Origin of the sequence: Streptomyces sp. NPDC088812 (genome assembly GCF_044750285.1) — a bacterium.
Lineage (GTDB): Bacteria > Actinomycetota > Actinomycetes > Streptomycetales > Streptomycetaceae > Streptomyces.
The window spans coordinates 195,285-210,634 of sequence record NZ_JBIVJP010000006.1 but is presented as its reverse complement, the minus strand read 5'-3'; the positions used below and the strand labels follow the sequence as shown (position 1 = coordinate 210,634).

13 protein-coding genes and 2 tRNA genes are annotated in these 15,350 nt (G+C 75.1%); 5 read left to right on the top strand and 10 right to left on the bottom strand.

The window, feature by feature from the left end:
- The first annotated feature begins 350 nt into the window (after window positions 1-350).
- On the top strand, window positions 351-2,426 hold the full coding sequence (locus ACIP67_RS13165) for an AAA family ATPase (protein WP_401691315.1): 2,076 nt from the start codon (window positions 351-353) through the stop codon (window positions 2,424-2,426).
- Between the two features lie 134 nt (window positions 2,427-2,560).
- Window positions 2,561-3,211, top strand: a complete 651-nt coding sequence (locus ACIP67_RS13160) for an FHA domain-containing protein (RefSeq protein ID WP_401691313.1) — start codon at window positions 2,561-2,563, stop codon at window positions 3,209-3,211.
- A 368-nt stretch (window positions 3,212-3,579) separates the two neighbouring features.
- Here the strand turns inward: ACIP67_RS13160 and ACIP67_RS13155 are convergent, their stop codons facing one another.
- The 9 genes from ACIP67_RS13155 to ACIP67_RS13115 all read right to left on the bottom strand — a co-directional run bounded on the left by ACIP67_RS13155 (window position 3,580) and on the right by ACIP67_RS13115 (window position 11,699).
- Entirely contained in the window at window positions 3,580-4,239 is a 660-nt protein-coding gene (locus tag ACIP67_RS13155) for an RES family NAD+ phosphorylase (protein WP_401691311.1), read from the bottom strand.
- A complete protein-coding gene (locus ACIP67_RS13150) occupies window positions 4,236-5,006 on the bottom strand; it encodes a hypothetical protein (protein ID WP_401691309.1) in 771 nt (256 codons plus the stop codon). Before ACIP67_RS13150 ends, ACIP67_RS13155 begins: the two co-directional genes overlap by 4 nt.
- The gene (locus tag ACIP67_RS13145; protein WP_401691307.1) at window positions 4,993-8,760 is read right to left on the bottom strand and encodes a CHAT domain-containing protein; all 3,768 of its coding nucleotides are present in this window, start codon (window positions 8,758-8,760) and stop codon (window positions 4,993-4,995) included. Before ACIP67_RS13145 ends, ACIP67_RS13150 begins: the two co-directional genes overlap by 14 nt.
- A gap of 284 nt (window positions 8,761-9,044) precedes the next feature.
- Window positions 9,045-10,100 carry a UDP-N-acetylmuramate dehydrogenase gene (locus ACIP67_RS13140; protein WP_401691305.1) on the bottom strand — a complete coding sequence of 352 codons (1,056 nt, stop codon included), beginning with the start codon at window positions 10,098-10,100 and terminating at the stop codon, window positions 9,045-9,047.
- Window positions 10,101-10,252: 152 nt separating this feature from the next.
- Window positions 10,253-10,681 carry a MaoC family dehydratase gene (locus tag ACIP67_RS13135; protein WP_401691303.1) on the bottom strand — a complete coding sequence of 143 codons (429 nt, stop codon included), beginning with the start codon at window positions 10,679-10,681 and terminating at the stop codon, window positions 10,253-10,255.
- Window position 10,682: 1 nt separating this feature from the next.
- Window positions 10,683-11,135: a MaoC family dehydratase N-terminal domain-containing protein gene (locus ACIP67_RS13130; RefSeq protein ID WP_389513194.1), complete on the bottom strand. Its 453-nt coding sequence runs from the start codon at window positions 11,133-11,135 to the stop codon at window positions 10,683-10,685.
- Window positions 11,136-11,254: 119 nt separating this feature from the next.
- Entirely contained in the window at window positions 11,255-11,419 is a 165-nt protein-coding gene (rpmG, locus tag ACIP67_RS13125) for a 50S ribosomal protein L33 (protein ID WP_003948671.1), read from the bottom strand.
- Between the two features lie 88 nt (window positions 11,420-11,507).
- Window positions 11,508-11,580, bottom strand: a tRNA-Met gene (locus ACIP67_RS13120).
- Window positions 11,581-11,626: 46 nt separating this feature from the next.
- A tRNA-Thr gene (locus tag ACIP67_RS13115) sits at window positions 11,627-11,699 on the bottom strand.
- A 354-nt stretch (window positions 11,700-12,053) separates the two neighbouring features.
- On the opposite strand from ACIP67_RS13115, the gene ACIP67_RS13110 reads away from it, so the two are divergent.
- Window positions 12,054-13,382: a hydrolase gene (locus tag ACIP67_RS13110; protein WP_401691301.1), complete on the top strand. Its 1,329-nt coding sequence runs from the start codon at window positions 12,054-12,056 to the stop codon at window positions 13,380-13,382.
- Window positions 13,383-13,459: 77 nt separating this feature from the next.
- The gene (locus tag ACIP67_RS13105) at window positions 13,460-14,116 is read left to right on the top strand and encodes an SDR family oxidoreductase (protein ID WP_401691299.1); all 657 of its coding nucleotides are present in this window, start codon (window positions 13,460-13,462) and stop codon (window positions 14,114-14,116) included.
- An 84-nt stretch (window positions 14,117-14,200) separates the two neighbouring features.
- Here the strand turns inward: ACIP67_RS13105 and ACIP67_RS13100 are convergent, their stop codons facing one another.
- A complete protein-coding gene (locus ACIP67_RS13100; protein ID WP_401691297.1) occupies window positions 14,201-14,413 on the bottom strand; it encodes a hypothetical protein in 213 nt (70 codons plus the stop codon).
- A 226-nt stretch (window positions 14,414-14,639) separates the two neighbouring features.
- On the opposite strand from ACIP67_RS13100, the gene ACIP67_RS13095 reads away from it, so the two are divergent.
- The gene (locus tag ACIP67_RS13095) at window positions 14,640-14,927 is read left to right on the top strand and encodes a hypothetical protein (RefSeq protein ID WP_401691295.1); all 288 of its coding nucleotides are present in this window, start codon (window positions 14,640-14,642) and stop codon (window positions 14,925-14,927) included.
- Window positions 14,928-15,350 lie beyond the last annotated feature (423 nt).

Here is a 15,350-nt window from a genome sequence, read left to right as displayed (position 1 = left end):
GAACCCGCCCACACCGGTTCGGCCCACCCGGGCCACCCGGGTCACCCGGGTCACCCGGGTCACCCGGGTCACCCGGCCTACTTGGGCCACCCGGGCGGGCCGGTGGGGCGGTGGGGCGGTGGGCCGGTGGGCCGGTGGGCCGGTGGGCCGGTGGGCCGGTGGGCCGGTGGGCCGGTGGGCCGGTCAGGCGATCGGGCGGGCGCCCCGACCGCCTGACCGCCGCCCGGTCGGCCGACCACCGCGCCCGGTCGGCCGACCACCGCGCCTGACCGGGCCGCGCCCGCCCGCCCGCCCGCCCGCCCGCCCGCCCGTCCGTCCGCCGCAGCCCACCGCCCCCTCCCGGAGGACCCGTGACCAGCCACCACCCCTTCGACACGGCGCCGCGCCTGACCAAGGCCGCCGTCACCCAGACCGTCCACCCCCCGTTCGCCGCCGAACTGTTCGCCACCCTCAGCGTGCACTCCCAGTACGTCCTGCACGGCAACGTCCGCGACGACCACCTCGTCGCCGACGTCCTGGACGACGGCAGCCGCCGCAGCCGGGCCCTGTGTCTGGAGGAGCTGCTGTGGGAGGGGCTGCGACGGGCCGGCTACAAGTGCCTGCTCCGCTACGACCAGGTGTCCGGCTTCACCGTCGTGCACTGCGACGACGGCCTGGACATGAACACGCTGCTGCAACGCAACACACGCCGGCTGCCCGGCCGTTCCGAGGAGAACGACGGTGGCCAGGTCGCACGGGTCTTCGAGTCGTTCGCCCGCGGCTGGGTCGGCGAACGTCCCGGCCCCCCGCAGGACAACCCCCGCTACGAGGACTACCAGCAGCCCGTGCGTGCCGCCCTGCTCGTCGACTACGCCTCCCGCATCCCCACGCAGGTCAACCAGCTCAGCGACGACGAGCGGACGTTCTTCCTGCGCTGCTTGAAGATCGCCGAGGAGGCCCGCCCGTTCCCCCGCCCCAAGACGGGCCGCGCCCTGTTCAACCCGGTCATCTGGCTCGCGGACGGCGAACGGGACCTGCCCGCGTGGCTGGTGACGAGCAGCGTGCGCGTGCGCAGCATCGGCGTGCCGCTGCCGGACCTCGGCCAGCGCCGCCGTATGGCGGGCCTGCTCGCCGCCCAGGCGGGGGTGCCCGGCACCGCGACCAAGCTGGACGTCGGACCGCTGCTGAAGGGCGCCGAGCGGGAGGAGCCGACGTCCGAGGACATCGAGCGGTTCGCCCGGGCGGCCAGCGGGCTGACCCTGCGCGGCATGCGGGAGAGCATGCGGCTGGCCCGCGCCCGCCGGCTGTCGTTCGCCGAGATGGACCAGGCCGTGCGCGTCTACGAGCTGGGCGTCAGCCGCAACCCGTGGACGGGCGGCGCGGTCGCCGACAGCATCCGGGACGGCGAGACGTACATCGGCCGGCGCGTGCGGGGCCAGGAGAAGGCGGTGACGCAGACCCTGGACGTGCTGAAGAGGGCCGCGCTCGGCCTCTCCGGCGCCCAGGCGTCCTCGGCGTCCGTGCACCGGCCCCGGGGCGTGCTGTTCTTCGCCGGGCCGACCGGTACCGGCAAGACCGAGCTGGCGAAGGCCGTGGCGACCACCCTGTTCGGCTCGGAGGACGCCTGCCTGCGGTTCGACATGAGCGAGTTCTCCGCCCCGCACTCGGCGGACCGCCTGGTCGGCGCCCCGCCCGGCTACGTCGGCTACGAGGCGGGCGGCGAGCTGACCCGCGCGGTGCGCGAGGACCCGTTCCGGGTGGTCCTCTTCGACGAGATCGACAAGGCGGACACCGGCGTCATGGACAAGTTCCTCCAGGTCCTGGAGGACGGCCGGCTGACCGACGGTCAGGGCGTGACGACGTACTTCAGCGAGTGCGTCCTCATCTTCACCTCCAACCTGGGGGTGCACGGGCCGTCGGGCCCCGGCGGGCGGCCCCTGTCCGCTCCGGCCGGGGCGGAACGGCTGCCGGAGACGCCCGAGGAGCGTGCCCGGTTCGAGGAGCAGATCCTGGAGAACGTCCGTCACCACTTCACGCACGGCATGAAACGCCCCGAACTGCTGAACCGGTTCGGAGGCAACATCGTCGTCTTCCAGTACATCGACGAGCCGACCGCGTACGAGATCTTCGAAGGGCAGTTGAGGAACATCGCCGCGCACATGGAGCGGCAGAGCGGCCTGCGGCTGGAGGTGCAGCCCGAGGCCAGGAAGGTCCTCGCCGACGAGTGCACCCGGGACCGGCACAACGGCGGCCGGGGCATCGGCATGAAACTGGAGACGCACCTGATCAACCCGCTGGCCCGCACCGTCTTCGCCCTCGGCGTCGACCTGACCCCGGGCACCGTGGTCACCGTCTCGCGGGTCACGGTCCGCCCGGACGGCGGCGTGGACCTGGCGGTCGACGCCAGGCCGGGCGAGCGGCCGACGGGCCGGCAGCCGGCGTGGTGACCGAACCGGGCGCGGACGGGCCGGACGGGACAGACGGGGGTGTCTGTCCCGACGGGCCCGACGGAACAGACGGGCCCGACGGAGACTGGGCGAACAGGGCAGACGGCGCGGACTGGGGGGACAGGGCAGACGGCGTGGACTGGGGGGACAGGGCGGACGGGGAGACCGAGGACGGCCGCCCCCGCCGTTACGTCGACAAGTCCCTCGCGGAGGGCTTCGACTTCGACGACGAACGCGAGGACGACGAGGACGACGAGGACGGCCCCACTCCGGCCCCGCCGCCCTGGCCCGCTCCCGACGAGCCCACTCCCGCCCCGCCGCCCTGGCCCGCTCCCGACGAGCCCGCCCCGGCTCCGGCCCCGCCGTCCTCCGTCCACCCCTGCTGGTCCTGCGCCGCGCCCGTGCCGTCCGGCGCGCCGGCCTGCCCGGAGTGCCAGGAGTCGCCCCGGCACCTGTGGCTGATCAGCACCCGCCCACCGGTCGACCTGCGGCACGGCGCCGGCAGTCCCCTGAACCTGGGCCGCCATCCGGGCTGGGCGGCACCCGCCGTGGCCACCGCCCTGGACGGCGCGCCGGGGGTGTCCCGCCGGCACGCGAGCGTCGAGCTCGCCCCGGACGGCGGGGTATGGCTGACGGAGCACCCGCACGGCACGACCAACGGCACGTACGTCAACGACGAACGCGTCCCGGCCGGCACCCGCGTCCCGCTCTCCGACGGGGACATGGTCGGCCTCGGCCGTCACTGCGCGTTCCGGCTGGTACTGGTCGAACCACCGACCGGGTAGCCGGGGCCCGCGCCTCGGACCGGCCCAACGGCCAGTGCCCGACGGCCGGTGTCCGACGGCCAGTGCCCGACGGCCGGTGTCCAACGGCCGGCGTCCAACGGCCGCTGTGCTGGGGCCAGTGCCCGACGGCCTGCCGGTCGTCGGCCTGAGCCGGTCCACCGGCCGGCCCTCTGCCGGTGCCGGCCCACCGACCGTCGTCAGCCCGGGCCGTTCCACCAGCCGATCGCCGGCCTCAGCCGGCCCACCCACCGGCCGGTGGAGGGGTGGGTCCGCCCACCGGCGGATGGACGGGGCCCGCCCACCGGCCGTTCGGTCCATCGGTCGGCCGTTCGGTCCACCGGTCGGCCGATCGGCCGGTTGACCCGCCGTCAGCCCTCGGACTCCGGCATGATCACCGCGCGCAGCGGGGCCAGCAGCCCGTTCGCCACCTCGATCCCGGCGGGGGTGGCGAGGTCGTGGGCGGTCCGCGGCTCGTCGGCGAAGGGGGCGTCACCGCACCGGTCGCCGAACAGCACCAGCGCCTCCCGTGGCCGGTGCCGCCGGGACTGCCACAGCAGTCCCTGCGCCTCCTTCGTCTGCCGGCGCAGCTCCTGCGCCCAGTACCGGGTGCGCGGGTAGTCGTCCGGCTCGGAGTCCAGCAGCCAGCTCGTCTGGCAGACGGCCGCCAGGTCCTCCTCGGTGCGCAGCGAGATGAGGGTCAGGTCGACGGTGGTGACGATCCGGGCCAGCGTGTACTGGCGCGCCTGCGCCCGCGGCACGAGCCGGGTGCCGAGCTCCGGGTCGAAGTCCATCGAGCGCAGCAGCACCTCGGCCAGCGCGGTCGTGGGCTCGAAGGTGGCGTAGAGGTACGGGTACGGGTCCTCGGCCGTGCAGTCGAAGCGGCTGCCGTCGAACAGGGTGTGCGCCTTGACCGCCTTGAAGCCGGTCGCCGGGTAGCGGGTGCGGTGGCAGCGCCACAGCGCGGTGCCGGCCGGGAGCATCGTGACCCGGGGGACCATGGTGACCTCCGGGGGGATCTGCCGCGTCATCGGTCCTCCTCGACGAGGGCCAGGGCGGCGTCCGCCAGCCGGTCGTCCGGGACCCTGCCGAGCAGCGCGGCCGGTGCCCCGCCCAGCCAGGAGTTCCCGCCCAGCCACCAGTCGGCGGCGCCCCAGGGGTCTCGGTCGGCGAGCAGGATGCGGTTGATCCGTACGACGATCTCGTGCGGCCGTCCGGTCTCGGGGTCGAACTGGAACTCGGGGCTGCGCGGCCCGTCCTCGGGATCGGCGAGCACGATGACGTCGGCGGGCCGCTCCCCGGCGGCCGGGCTCCCGGCGGGAGCGGCGGCCCGGGAAGGCGCGGCCAGCAGCCGCCGCCGGGCGGCGGCGATGACGGCGGCGACGGGATCGTCGGGGGCGCGGTCCGGTTCCGGTGGTGGTGGCCCGCCCCGCTGCCCGGCGTCCACCGCGGACACCTTGGGCGCCGCGGACACCTTGGGCGCCGAGGACGCCGAGGGCGCCGCGTAGAGCGCCTCCAGCGCCGCCAGCACCGCCTCCTCGGACGGCACGGTGGCCACCGCCGCGACCGATCGCACGCCGGAGCGGAGCGCCCGGGCCAGCTCCCCGGCGTCGTCGGGCACGGGCCACAGCGAGCGGACGACCGCGATGGTGGCCATGGCGACCCGTTCGGGGTCGGTGCCGGCCTCGCGCAGCATCGCCAGCATGGCGAGGAAGTGCTGGTACTGCTTGTCGTCCAGCCACTGCCTCAGCTCCTCGCGGTGGCGGACGAGCAGGGCCAGCAGCTCATCGGTGTCCAACGTGTCCCCCCTCGGGTCGGACGGGTGCGGGATTGCCCTGGTGGATGAAGGGGGCCCAGGCGTCCACGGAGAGGGCGGGCCTGCCCTCGATCCGCTTCGCCAGGGACCCGGGAAGGCCGGGAATCGACGGCCGGTCGGCGTCCAGCGCCCACAACTGGGCCCGGCGCAGCGCGAGTGCGGGGTCGTCCCCCTCGGTGAGGAAGTGGTGCAGGGCGTACATGAGCACGGCCGAACTCGTGTCGTCGACGGACCACTTGGAGCCGATCACGTCCGCCGCCCCGCGGGCGACGAAGGCGGTGGTGAGGGTGAGCGCCTCGTCGTGGTCGCGGGTGCTGAGGTCGGTCTCGCAGGCGCTGAGCACCACCAGCGGCCCGGCTGCGCCGCCGCCGTCCACGGACGGCGCCCCGAGCAGCCGCCGTACGGTGAGCACGCCCGCGTCCTCGTCGCCGCCCGGGGGCCGGAGCAGCAGCAGCCCCGAGACGGTGGGCCGGCCTCCGGCGAGGCCGTGCACGCTGAACTCCACGAGCGTCGCGGGCCGTTCGGCCGTGCCACCCGGCAGCAGGGGCAGCAGCTCGTCGGGGGTGCCGTCGCGGTGGAAGCCGTTGCGGGTCAGGTAGCCGTAGCACCGGGCGTCCGGGTAGAAGGCGGTGCGCAGCGCCTCGACCTCGTGCTCGGCGTACTCCAGCGAGAAGCGGGGGTCAGCGACGAGGACCGGCGCGGCGGCCACGGGCAGCCGGGCGCGGGCGGCGGAGCGGACGAACTCCGCCGCGGACGCCGCGTAACTGACGACGGCGTGGTCGACGACGTACGCGGGCCGCTCCCCCACCCGCGCGCCGAGCCGGGCCGCGTGCCAGGGCACGGAGCCCAGGTTGCCCGCGGGCAGCAGCACCAGCCGTACCGGGTCCTCGGGCCGGGCCGGCCGGCCGGGCCGGACCACGTCGAGGACCGGTCCCATCACGGCCGGCCCGGCCCAGTCGCACAGGTCCCGCAGGGCCGCCTCCCAGGCCGCCACCGCCTCCGCCCGGCCCGGCGCGTCCCGCGGCACGCCCGGCGCGGTGACCACGGAACGGTCGCGGGCGGCGTCCAGGTACCGCTCCAGGGGCGCGCGCCGCGCGCGGGCGAGCCCGGTCAGCTCCAGCGGCAGGGGTGCCGCGCCGGGCCGTACGACCAGGGCCCAGCCCGGTCCGTCGTCCTGGCCGACGAGCAGGTGCACCACGGCGTCGACCCCGGCGCCCTGCGCCGCGTCGGCCACCTCCTGCCAGGCCGGGCCGCCGGAGACGCCCACCGCCCGCAGGGCCGTGAGGGCCCGGCGCCGCAGGGTGCTCGGGATGAGCGAGTCGGCGTCCGTGCGGGGCGTGGCGGTGCCGCCGTCGGCGCCCGCGCGGGCCGCGTCCCGCCACTGCGCGGCGAGTTCCGGCTCGCCGCGCGCCTCCAGTTGTTCCGGCACGCTCGTGGCGGCGGCGGCCGCGCGCAGCACGAGGGCACGGCCCGCCTCCAACACGCGCAGCGCGGTGGCGGCGTCGCCGGCCGCGGCGGCCCATCCGGCGGCCGCGACCCCGCGGTCGGCGGCCGCTCGGGCCGCCTCCAGGCCGTGTTCGGCGCCGATCTGGAGCAGCACGTCCTCGGCGACCTTCTCCAGTAGCCGTTCGGTCGCCTCCAGGGCGCGTCCGGTGTCGCCGTCGGCGGCCCGGCGCCGGTAGTGGTCGGCGAGATGGCGGTACACGTCCTGGGCGGTGCCGCACCCGGTGTGCGGGCCGATCTCGGCGCGGGCCGTCTCCAGTTCCCGCAGCGCCGCGTCGCGGGCGGCGGGGTCGCCCCGCCGGTCGTGCTCGATGTCGAGGACCAGGGCCATGCCCATGCGGGTGCGGATGTCCTGGTCGGCCACGACGGACGGGCCGCCGAGCGAGGCGCGGACCTCCGCGACCTCGTCCAGGAGGCTCCGGTCGGAGGGGTGGACGAGCTGCTCCAGCGCCATCGACATGACCCGGACGGGTGCCACCATGCCCCGCAGCGCGACCGGCAGGTCGGGATGCTCCCGCGACTCGCGCAGGTACATCAGCGCCCGCCGCAGCGGCGGGCCCACCGTCCCGCCCTGCCGGCCGATCGCCAGGGCCCGCCGCAGCTGGAGGAGGCCCAGCACGAACAGGACGATGCTCGTCGAGGACCCCTCGGTCAGCTCCTGGCGCATGTCCAGCAGGCGCTCGCCGATGTCGTCGAGCGCGTCGAGGTCGTCCTCGGGGGTGTCGCAGATGCGCTGGTACTCCAGGAGGGCGCGACCCGCCTCCACCAGCTCCCGGCCGGCCGGACTGGACGCCATGCCGTCGGTGACGCCCGCGAGGCCGAGGGTCTCGGTGAGCAGCGTGCGCGCGGCCGCGGCGTCCGCGAGGTTGCCACCGCTCATGGAGGCGCCGCTCAGCAGCGCGGCCTGGAGGATGGACGTCAGGCCGGCCGGTACGTCCTGGTCCTTCCCGGCGAGGAGCAGCGGCTGCGCCGCCGCGACCAGGGCCTCCGGGTCGCCCGTGCGCATGGCCATGCCCAGGCGGGTCACTCCCGCGGTCGCCTGTTCCTGCCAGGAGCCCTGCGGCAGTCCCTCGACCGCCTGCGCCAGCTCCGTCGGGTGCAGGATGCCGGGTGCGAACAGCTCCATCACCGGCAGCAGTTCGGCCGCGACCTGTTCCACCTGCCCCGGGATCTCCTCGACCGGCACACTCGGGGTCACCGGCGCGGAGTCGGGCAGGGACTTGATCATCTCCATGGCCGCGGTCATGAACATCTGGATCTGCGGCGGCATCGTCCCGGACGAGGTGGCGACGGCGCCCAGCTCCAGCAGGGAGTCCCGGTCGCGGGCGGTCCGCATCAGCCGGAGCACGGTCGTCCAGCGGTCCAGCATCGGGTGGTCGGCGGGGTCGGCCGTCTCCTTCAGCTCGTCGAGCAGTGTGCCGACCTCGGCGAGTTCCTCGCGCAGTGCCGCGCTCTCGGCCGCGGCGAAGGTGGCGCCGACGGTGAGCACGTCGATCATGTCCTGCCGGCCCTGGAACGCGAGTTTCGGCAGCCGCGGCATCAGCAGCCGGATGAGCAGCTTGGTGACGGCGGCCCGGGCCCGCGTCTCCTCCTCGGTGACGGGAACGACGGCACGCGCCTCCCGCAACAGGGCGAGAGCCTCGGCCCGGTCGTCCTCGGCACCGCCGTCCGAGCCGACGGCATGACCGGCACCAGCCCTCCCGGCCTGCTCGGACTGCCCAGCCTGCGGGGATTGCCCGTCCCGCTCGCCGGCCACCGCCCGCTCGTCCGTACCGGCGTGGGTCCCCTCCGCCCCACCGGCCAGATACCGTGCCGCCAGCAGCGTGCCGCGAGCCGTCCGTAACGCGCGGCGGTCCGCCTCCCCCGCGGTCTCCTCCGCGTCCGCCAGCTCCCGCAGCAGTCCGTCGGTCGCGGCGGCGTGCGGCGGGGGCTGACCGCCGGTGCCGTCCCGCGGGGGATGCCCGTCGGTGCCGTCCGGCAGGAGCTGACCGCCGGTGCCGTCCCGCGGGGGCTGACCGCCGGTGCCGTCCGGCGGAAGCTGACCATCGGTGCCGTCCGGCGGAAGCTGACCATCGGTGCCGTCCGGCGGAAGCTGACCGCCGGTGCCGTCCGGCGGAAGCTGACCGCCGGTGCCGTCCCAGGCCCGGCCGAGCGCGGCCGCTCTGCGGAGCAGATCCGACGGACCCGCCTGCCGGCCGTTCTCGGCCCTGCCCTGCGTCCCGCTCACCGTCACGCGCGCCTCCCCGGATCCCGTTCGCCCCACATACTGGCGCCGGAGAGCGGCACGCGCGGCGCTTTCGGCCGTATTTCAGCCGCCCCGACCGGGAAACAACCAGGCTGTGGTAGAGCCAAGGGACACGGGAGCGGCCACCATCGTGAGGGGGGCGCCCGCGGCTGCCGGGACTGCGGATTCGGGGGAGGCCCTGGGCCCGCGGCCGCCCCCACCCAACGGCGGGGCCCCGCCGGGCGGCCGGGCGCGGCTCAGCGGCCGGTCGCCGCCGGGCGGCCGGGCCGTCCCTACAGCCCGACCCCCACCATCACCGGCTCGTTGACCAGCGTGATCCCGAACGCCTCCCGCACTCCGGCCACGACCTCGCGCGCCAGCGTCAGCAGGTCCTCGGTGGTGGCCTCGCCCCGGTTGGTGAGGGCGAGCGTGTGCTTGGCGGAGATACGGGCGGGTCCGTCGCCGTAGCCCTTGGTGAAGCCGGCCTTGTCGATGAGCCAGGCCGCGGAGGTCTTGGTGTGTCCTTCTCCCGCCGGGTAGGCGGGCGGCTGCGCGCCGTCCCCGAGCCGCTCCCGCACGCGCGCGTGGAAGACGGCGAAGTCGGCGTCGGTGAGGATCGGGTTGGTGAAGAAGGATCCGGCCGACCAGGTGTCGTGGTCCTCGGGGTCGAGCACCATGCCCTTGCCGGCGCGCAGCTTGAGCACGGTCTCCCGGGCCTCGGCCAGCGGCACCCGGTCGCCGGCCTCGACGCCCAGCGCGCGGGCGGTCTCGGCGTACTTGAGGGGCGCCGACAGCCCGTCGGCGTCCTCCAGCGCGAAGCGGACGCGCAGCACGACGTACCGGTCGGGTTCGGCCTTGAAGCGGCTGTGCCGGTAGGAGAAGGCGCACTCCTCGTTGCTCAGCGCGACCGTCTCGCCGGCGTGGCGGTCGTAGGCGATGACCTCGGTGATCGTGGAGGAGACCTCCTGGCCGTACGCGCCCACGTTCTGCAGGGGGGTGGCGCCGGCCGAGCCGGGGATGCCGGCCAGGCACTCGATGCCGGCGAGGCCGGCCTCCACGGTGCGGGCGACGGCGTCGGTCCACACCTCGCCGGCCGCCAGCTCCAGCGTCGTACCGGTGAGTTCGTATCCGGTGGTGGCGATGTGGAGGGCGGTGCCCGCGAAGCCCTTGTCGCCGATGACGAGGTTGGAGCCGCCGCCGATGACGAGCAGCGGAGTGCCGTCGGCGTCCGCCCGGCGCACGGCGGCGACCACCTCGGCGTCGGTCGTCGCGGTCACCAGCCGGGTGGCGGGGCCGCCCAGCCGGAAGGTGGTCAGCGGGGCGAGCGGGGCGTCGTGGAGTTCCAGCACGCGCCCAAGCCTACGAGACGGCACCGACAGCCCCGCCCGCGCCTTCTCCGCGCGCTCACCGCGCGGGGGAAGGCGCTCCGGACACGCGTAAGGGGCGCCTCACAAAGGAGAACGCCCCTTACACTGCTGGGCCCCCGGCCCCGCGGCCAGCCTCAGGCCAGCCGCACGACCGCCCGCGACATCCCGAGCACCTTCTGCCCGCCACTGGTCACCGTCAGGTCGACCCGTACGGTGTGGTCGTCGAGCTTGGCCGCGACCTTGCCGGCGACCTCGATGACGGCGCCCCGGTCGTCGTCCGGCACGACGACGGGCTTGGTGAAGCGCACGCCGTAGTCGACGACCGCGCCCGGGTCGCCGGTCCAGTCGGTGACGACACGGATCGCCTCGGCCATGGTGAACATGCCGTGGGCGATGACGTCCGGCAGGCCGACCTCCTTGGCGAACCGCTCGTTCCAGTGGATCGGGTTGAAGTCCCCGGAGGCCCCCGCGTACTGCACGAGGGCGGCGCGGGTCACGGGAAAGGACCGGGCCGGCAGCTCGGTGCCGACCTCGACGTCGTCGTAAGCGATCTTCGCCGTCATGTCAGCTCTCCTCGGCGGCGCGCGCCACCAGCTTGGTCCAGGCGGTGACGACGTGCTCGCCGGCCTCGTCGTGGACCTCACCGCGGATGTCGAGGATGTCGTTGCCGGCCATCGACTTGATGCCTTCGATGGTCGAGGTCACCGTGAGCCGGTCACCGGCACGCACCGGACGCCGGTAGGCGAACTTCTGGTCGCCGTGCACCACCCGGCTGTAGTCGAGGCCGAGCTGCGGGTCCTGGACGACCTGTCCCGCGGCCTTGAACGTGATGGAGAACACGAAGGTCGGCGGGGCGATCACATCGGAGTGCCCGAGCGCCTTCGCGGCCTCCGGGTCGGTGTACACCGGGTTGGTGTCCCCCACGGCCTCCGCGAACTCACGGATCTTCTCCCGGCCGACCTCGTAGGGGTCGGTGGGCGGGTAGGTCCGCCCCACGAAGGACTGGTCGAGCGCCATGGGCTCGGCACCTCCTGGTTGCTCTGCTGACCGGTGTTGCTCTACTGGCCGGTACGGGTCGCTCAACGACGCGAGGCCGCCCCCGATCACTCGGGGACGGCCTCGCGTACGAGCCTGATTTATCGCGTTTCGCGGTGCGCGGTGTGCGCGTTGCAACGCGGGCAGTGCTTCTTCATCTCCAGTCGGTCCGGGTTGTTACGCCGGTTCTTCTTGGTGATGTAGTTCCGCTCCTTGCACTCCACGCAGGCCAGCGTGATCTTCGGGCGGACGTCGGTGGCAGCCACGTGAGTGCTCCTTGACGAACGGATGGGACATTTAACGCAAGAAAGAGTAGCCGATCGAAGGACCGACCCCGCAATCGGCTACTGACAGTAGCGGTGACCGGACTTGAACCGGTGACACAGCGATTATGAGCCGCTTGCTCTACCGACTGAGCTACACCGCTGCGATGCGATCGGGTCCCGCCTCGCGGCGGGAACCTCTCACACCAGAGCCCCAATACGGAATCGAACCGTAGACCTTCTCCTTACCATGGAGACGCTCTGCCGACTGAGCTATTGGGGCGAGCGATGAAGACATTACACGGTCCGCCGCCGTTCGCCCAAATCCGTTTCCCGGGCCCGTCCCGGGACCCCGGCGGGACCCGCCCGCGCACCTCCGACCGGACCTCCCCCGGCCCCTTTCCCGCAGGTCCCGCGGGTCCCCTGCGCCCGTCCGGCCCCGCAGAACCACGCCGGTACGACTATTGCGCTCCTCCCCGACAGCGCCGGACGGCCGCCCTAGGCTCGACTCACTCTGCGTGATCTTCCCCGCCGACGCGTCCCGCCCGGCCGCGCCCACAAACCCACCGGCCCTCTCCCCCGCCCCCCGATCCCTGTGCTCTCCCCCTCCTCCTCACCGCCGAGTCACTGGAGCGCGATGCCCGACAGCCAGCCGCAGCCGCCCCACTCGCCGTGCCCGCCTCCGCCCGCGCCGCCCGCCCCGCCCTCACCCCCCTCGACGTCCTCCCCCGGCGCGTCGGACGGTCCCGCGGACGGGCGGCCCGACCCGGCCGTCCTCCTGCTGTGCGGCGCGCGCCTCACGGACGGCCGGACCGTGGACGTACGGCTGAGCCACGGACGCATCGAGGCGGTCGGTACGGCCGGCAGTCTGGCCCCCGGCCCGTCCCGCGGCGCCGGAACCCGGTTGGACCTCGGCGGCTACCTCCTGCTGCCCGCCCCCGCCGAGCCCCACGCCCACGCCGACACCGCCCTGTCCGCGGACTCCGACGGCCCCGTCCCGCACGCCCCCCTGGACGTCCAGCGCCGCGCCACGGAGGCCGCGCTGCTGCAACTCGGCCACGGCGCGACCGCGCTCCGCGCCCACGTACGGGTGGGCGACGTCCAGGGGCTCGGCGCACTGGCCGCCGTGCTCCGGGCCCGGCGCGGCCTGCGCGGACTCGTAGAGCTGACGACGGTGGCGATGCCCCGGGTGCTGACCGGACTGGCCGGCGCGGACGGGCTCGCGATGCTGCGGGACGCGGTGAAGATGGGCGCCTCCGTGGTCGGCGGCTGCCCGGACCTCGACCCCGATCCGACCGGGTACGTGGAGGCCGTCCTGGCCGTCGCCTCCGAGCACGGCTGCCCCGTCGACCTGCACACCGACGCGGCCGACCCGGCCCGCCTGGCCCGCCTCGCCGCGATGGCCGGCGGGCTGCGCCCCGGCGTCTCCCTCGGCCCCTGCAGCGCCCTGGCCCACCTCCCCGCCGAGGCCGCCACCCGCACCGCCGACCAACTGGCCGCCGCCGGGGTGACGGTGGTCTGTCTCCCCCAGGGCGGCTGCGGCTCCGTGGAACGCCGCGGCACGGCGCCCGTACGGCTGCTGCGCGCCGCCGGCGTCCGCGTCGCGGCCGGCAGCGGCGCCCTGCGGGACGTGTCCAACCCGGTCGGCCGCGGCGACCCGCTGGAGGCCGCCTACCTCCTCGCCTCCCGCCACGGCCTGCGCCCCGAGGACGCCTACGACACCGTCAGCGCGGCCGCCCGGGCGGCCCTGGGCCTCCCCGAGGTCCGGCTCGAGGCGGGATTCCCCGCCGACCTCCTCGCGGTCCGGGGCGACCGGCTGCCCGCCGCGCTGTCGCTGGCGTACAGCCGGATCGTGATCCACCAGGGCCGGGTGGTGTCGCGCACGAGCGCGGTCCGCGAGTACTGCGACTCGGCGGCGGCCGCGGAGCTGGAGCTGCCGCGGCAGGGGCGGGGCGAGGTGTCGTGAACCCGGCGGATCACCGCGCCCGTTCACGCGTTCGACCTGGGCGGCGGACGGGGCCGTTCGGGCGTACGGTCGGAGGCATGCGCATTGTCATCGCTGGAGGTCATGGTCAGATCGCGCTGCGGCTCGAGCGCCTGCTCGCCGCGCGCGGGAACGCCGTCGCGGGCATCATCCGCAAGGCCGAGCAGGCCGACGACCTGCGGGCCGTCGGCGCCGAACCGGTCGTGCTGGACCTGGAGTCGGCGTCGGTCGAGGAGGCCGCGGAGCGGCTGCGGGGTGCGGACGCGGCGGTGTTCGCGGCCGGAGCCGGTCCGGGCAGCGGGACGGCCCGCAAGGAAACCGTGGACAAGGGCGCGGCGGTCCTGTTCGCGGACGCGGCGGTCCGGGCGGGCGTACGGCGCTTCCTGGTCGTGTCGTCGTACGGCGCGGACGCCGGCCACCAGGGCTCCGAGGTCTTCGACGTCTACCTGCGCGCCAAGGGCGAGGCGGACGCGTACGTCCGGGGCCTGGACGGCCTCGACTGGACGATCGTGCGTCCGGGTTCGCTGACGGACGACCGGGGTTCGGGTCTCGTCCGGCTGGAGGCGCACACGGGCCGCGGCGCGATCCCGCGCGACGACGTGGCCGCCGTCCTGGCGGAGCTGCTGGACACCCCGGCGACGGCCGGCCTGACCCTGGAGCTGATCGGCGGGTCGACGCCGGTGTCGGTGGCGGTGAAGTCGGTGGCGGGCAACTGAGGCCCACTGGCCGGCGGCGGCAGCCCGGCCCGGCGCAGCCGAGGTAGGACGCCCCCACGCCCCGACGCCCCGACGCTCCGACGCTCAGAACAGCGGCAGCTGGCCGGGTATCTCGGCCACGACGTACCCGTCCAACGACGGCTGCGCCGCGCCCAGTTGCGCCGTCCGGCGGGAGCCGGGGCAGGAGGTGAGCCGCCCGGTCTCCCGCGCCCCGGGCGGGTCGTGCCGGGCGAACCGCCCGGCGACGACGGCGATCTCGCGACGGCACTCGGGGCAGGTTCTGCGGCGGCTGGACATGGGGCCAGTGTGCCCGAGCGGGCCCCCCGCGTCCCTTCCGCCCCGCGGCCGCCGCGATCCGGCCCCAGGGCCGCCACGCTTGTTGTCCCGCTTCTCGTTTCCGCACAGCCCTACGGGCCCGTCGGCCTGGACACCCTACGTGCCCCACTTACCCCACTTGCCCCACCTGTCACGTCGGCCGCTCTCGCCGCGCGGAAGTGCGCCCTTCTCCCTAGCATCCGTACATGTGGCACACACTTTCGAGGAACTCGTGGAGAAGCAGCGCGCGGCCGACGAGGCCCACACGCGGGTCCTGCACCTGCGGGACGCGTACGGCGCCCCCACCGCCGCCCCCTGGTCGGAGATCCAGACCGACACCTACGAAACCGCCTGGCGCGCCTGGCGCGACCTCGCCCGTGACGCCCAAGCCGCGGTGACCGAGTACGCCAGGAACGAGGGCAAACAGCGCACGGACGTCGAGGAGGACGTGAAACGCGCCGCGAAGTCCCCCGAGGCGCCCTCCGGGGAGGGATGAGACCGCCCGGGAAGGGTGAACCGGTGGAGGGACGGCGGGTTCCCGGGGCGTGTCCGCACAGGAGCGCCGTCTGCCCGGAGGGCAGGGCTCGCGGCGTCAGGCGTGCGGGACCGGGAGAAGGAGGGCCGCCCGCGCACGGGCGAACGCGGGCGGCCCGACAACGCGGCCGGGGACACCCCTTCGGGGGAACGCGGGCCAGGCTCACGAGCCAGGCGGAACTCTGCGGACACGGTCTGGCGGCGGGCCGCGGCGGACGCCCCGAGCGCGCCGAGCGGGAAGCCGTCCCGCAACTCCCGGGCCCACCGGCATCTGCTCCGCCGTCGTCGCCGAAGGACGGCACGGTCGAGCAGTTGAGGGTGCGTCAGGACGATGGAGCCGCCGCCCTGGACGACCTCCCGGCGCAGGGGCGGACACATGTGAACG

What these genes read in the sequence shown, in the direction of transcription:
- ACIP67_RS13155 (WP_401691311.1), bottom strand. Translation starts at nt 4,239, where the DNA reads ATGACGCGGCAGATCCCCCCGGAGGTCACCATGGTCCCCCGGGTCACG.
- ACIP67_RS13135 (WP_401691303.1), bottom strand. Translation starts at nt 10,681, where the DNA reads ATGACGGCGAAGATCGCTTACGACGACGTCGAGGTCGGCACCGAGCTG.
- ACIP67_RS13130 (WP_389513194.1), bottom strand. Translation starts at nt 11,135, where the DNA reads ATGGCGCTCGACCAGTCCTTCGTGGGGCGGACCTACCCGCCCACCGAC.
- ACIP67_RS13110 (WP_401691301.1), top strand. Translation starts at nt 12,054, where the DNA reads ATGCCCGACAGCCAGCCGCAGCCGCCCCACTCGCCGTGCCCGCCTCCG.
- ACIP67_RS13105 (WP_401691299.1), top strand. Translation starts at nt 13,460, where the DNA reads ATGCGCATTGTCATCGCTGGAGGTCATGGTCAGATCGCGCTGCGGCTC.
- ACIP67_RS13100 (WP_401691297.1), bottom strand. Translation starts at nt 14,413, where the DNA reads ATGTCCAGCCGCCGCAGAACCTGCCCCGAGTGCCGTCGCGAGATCGCC.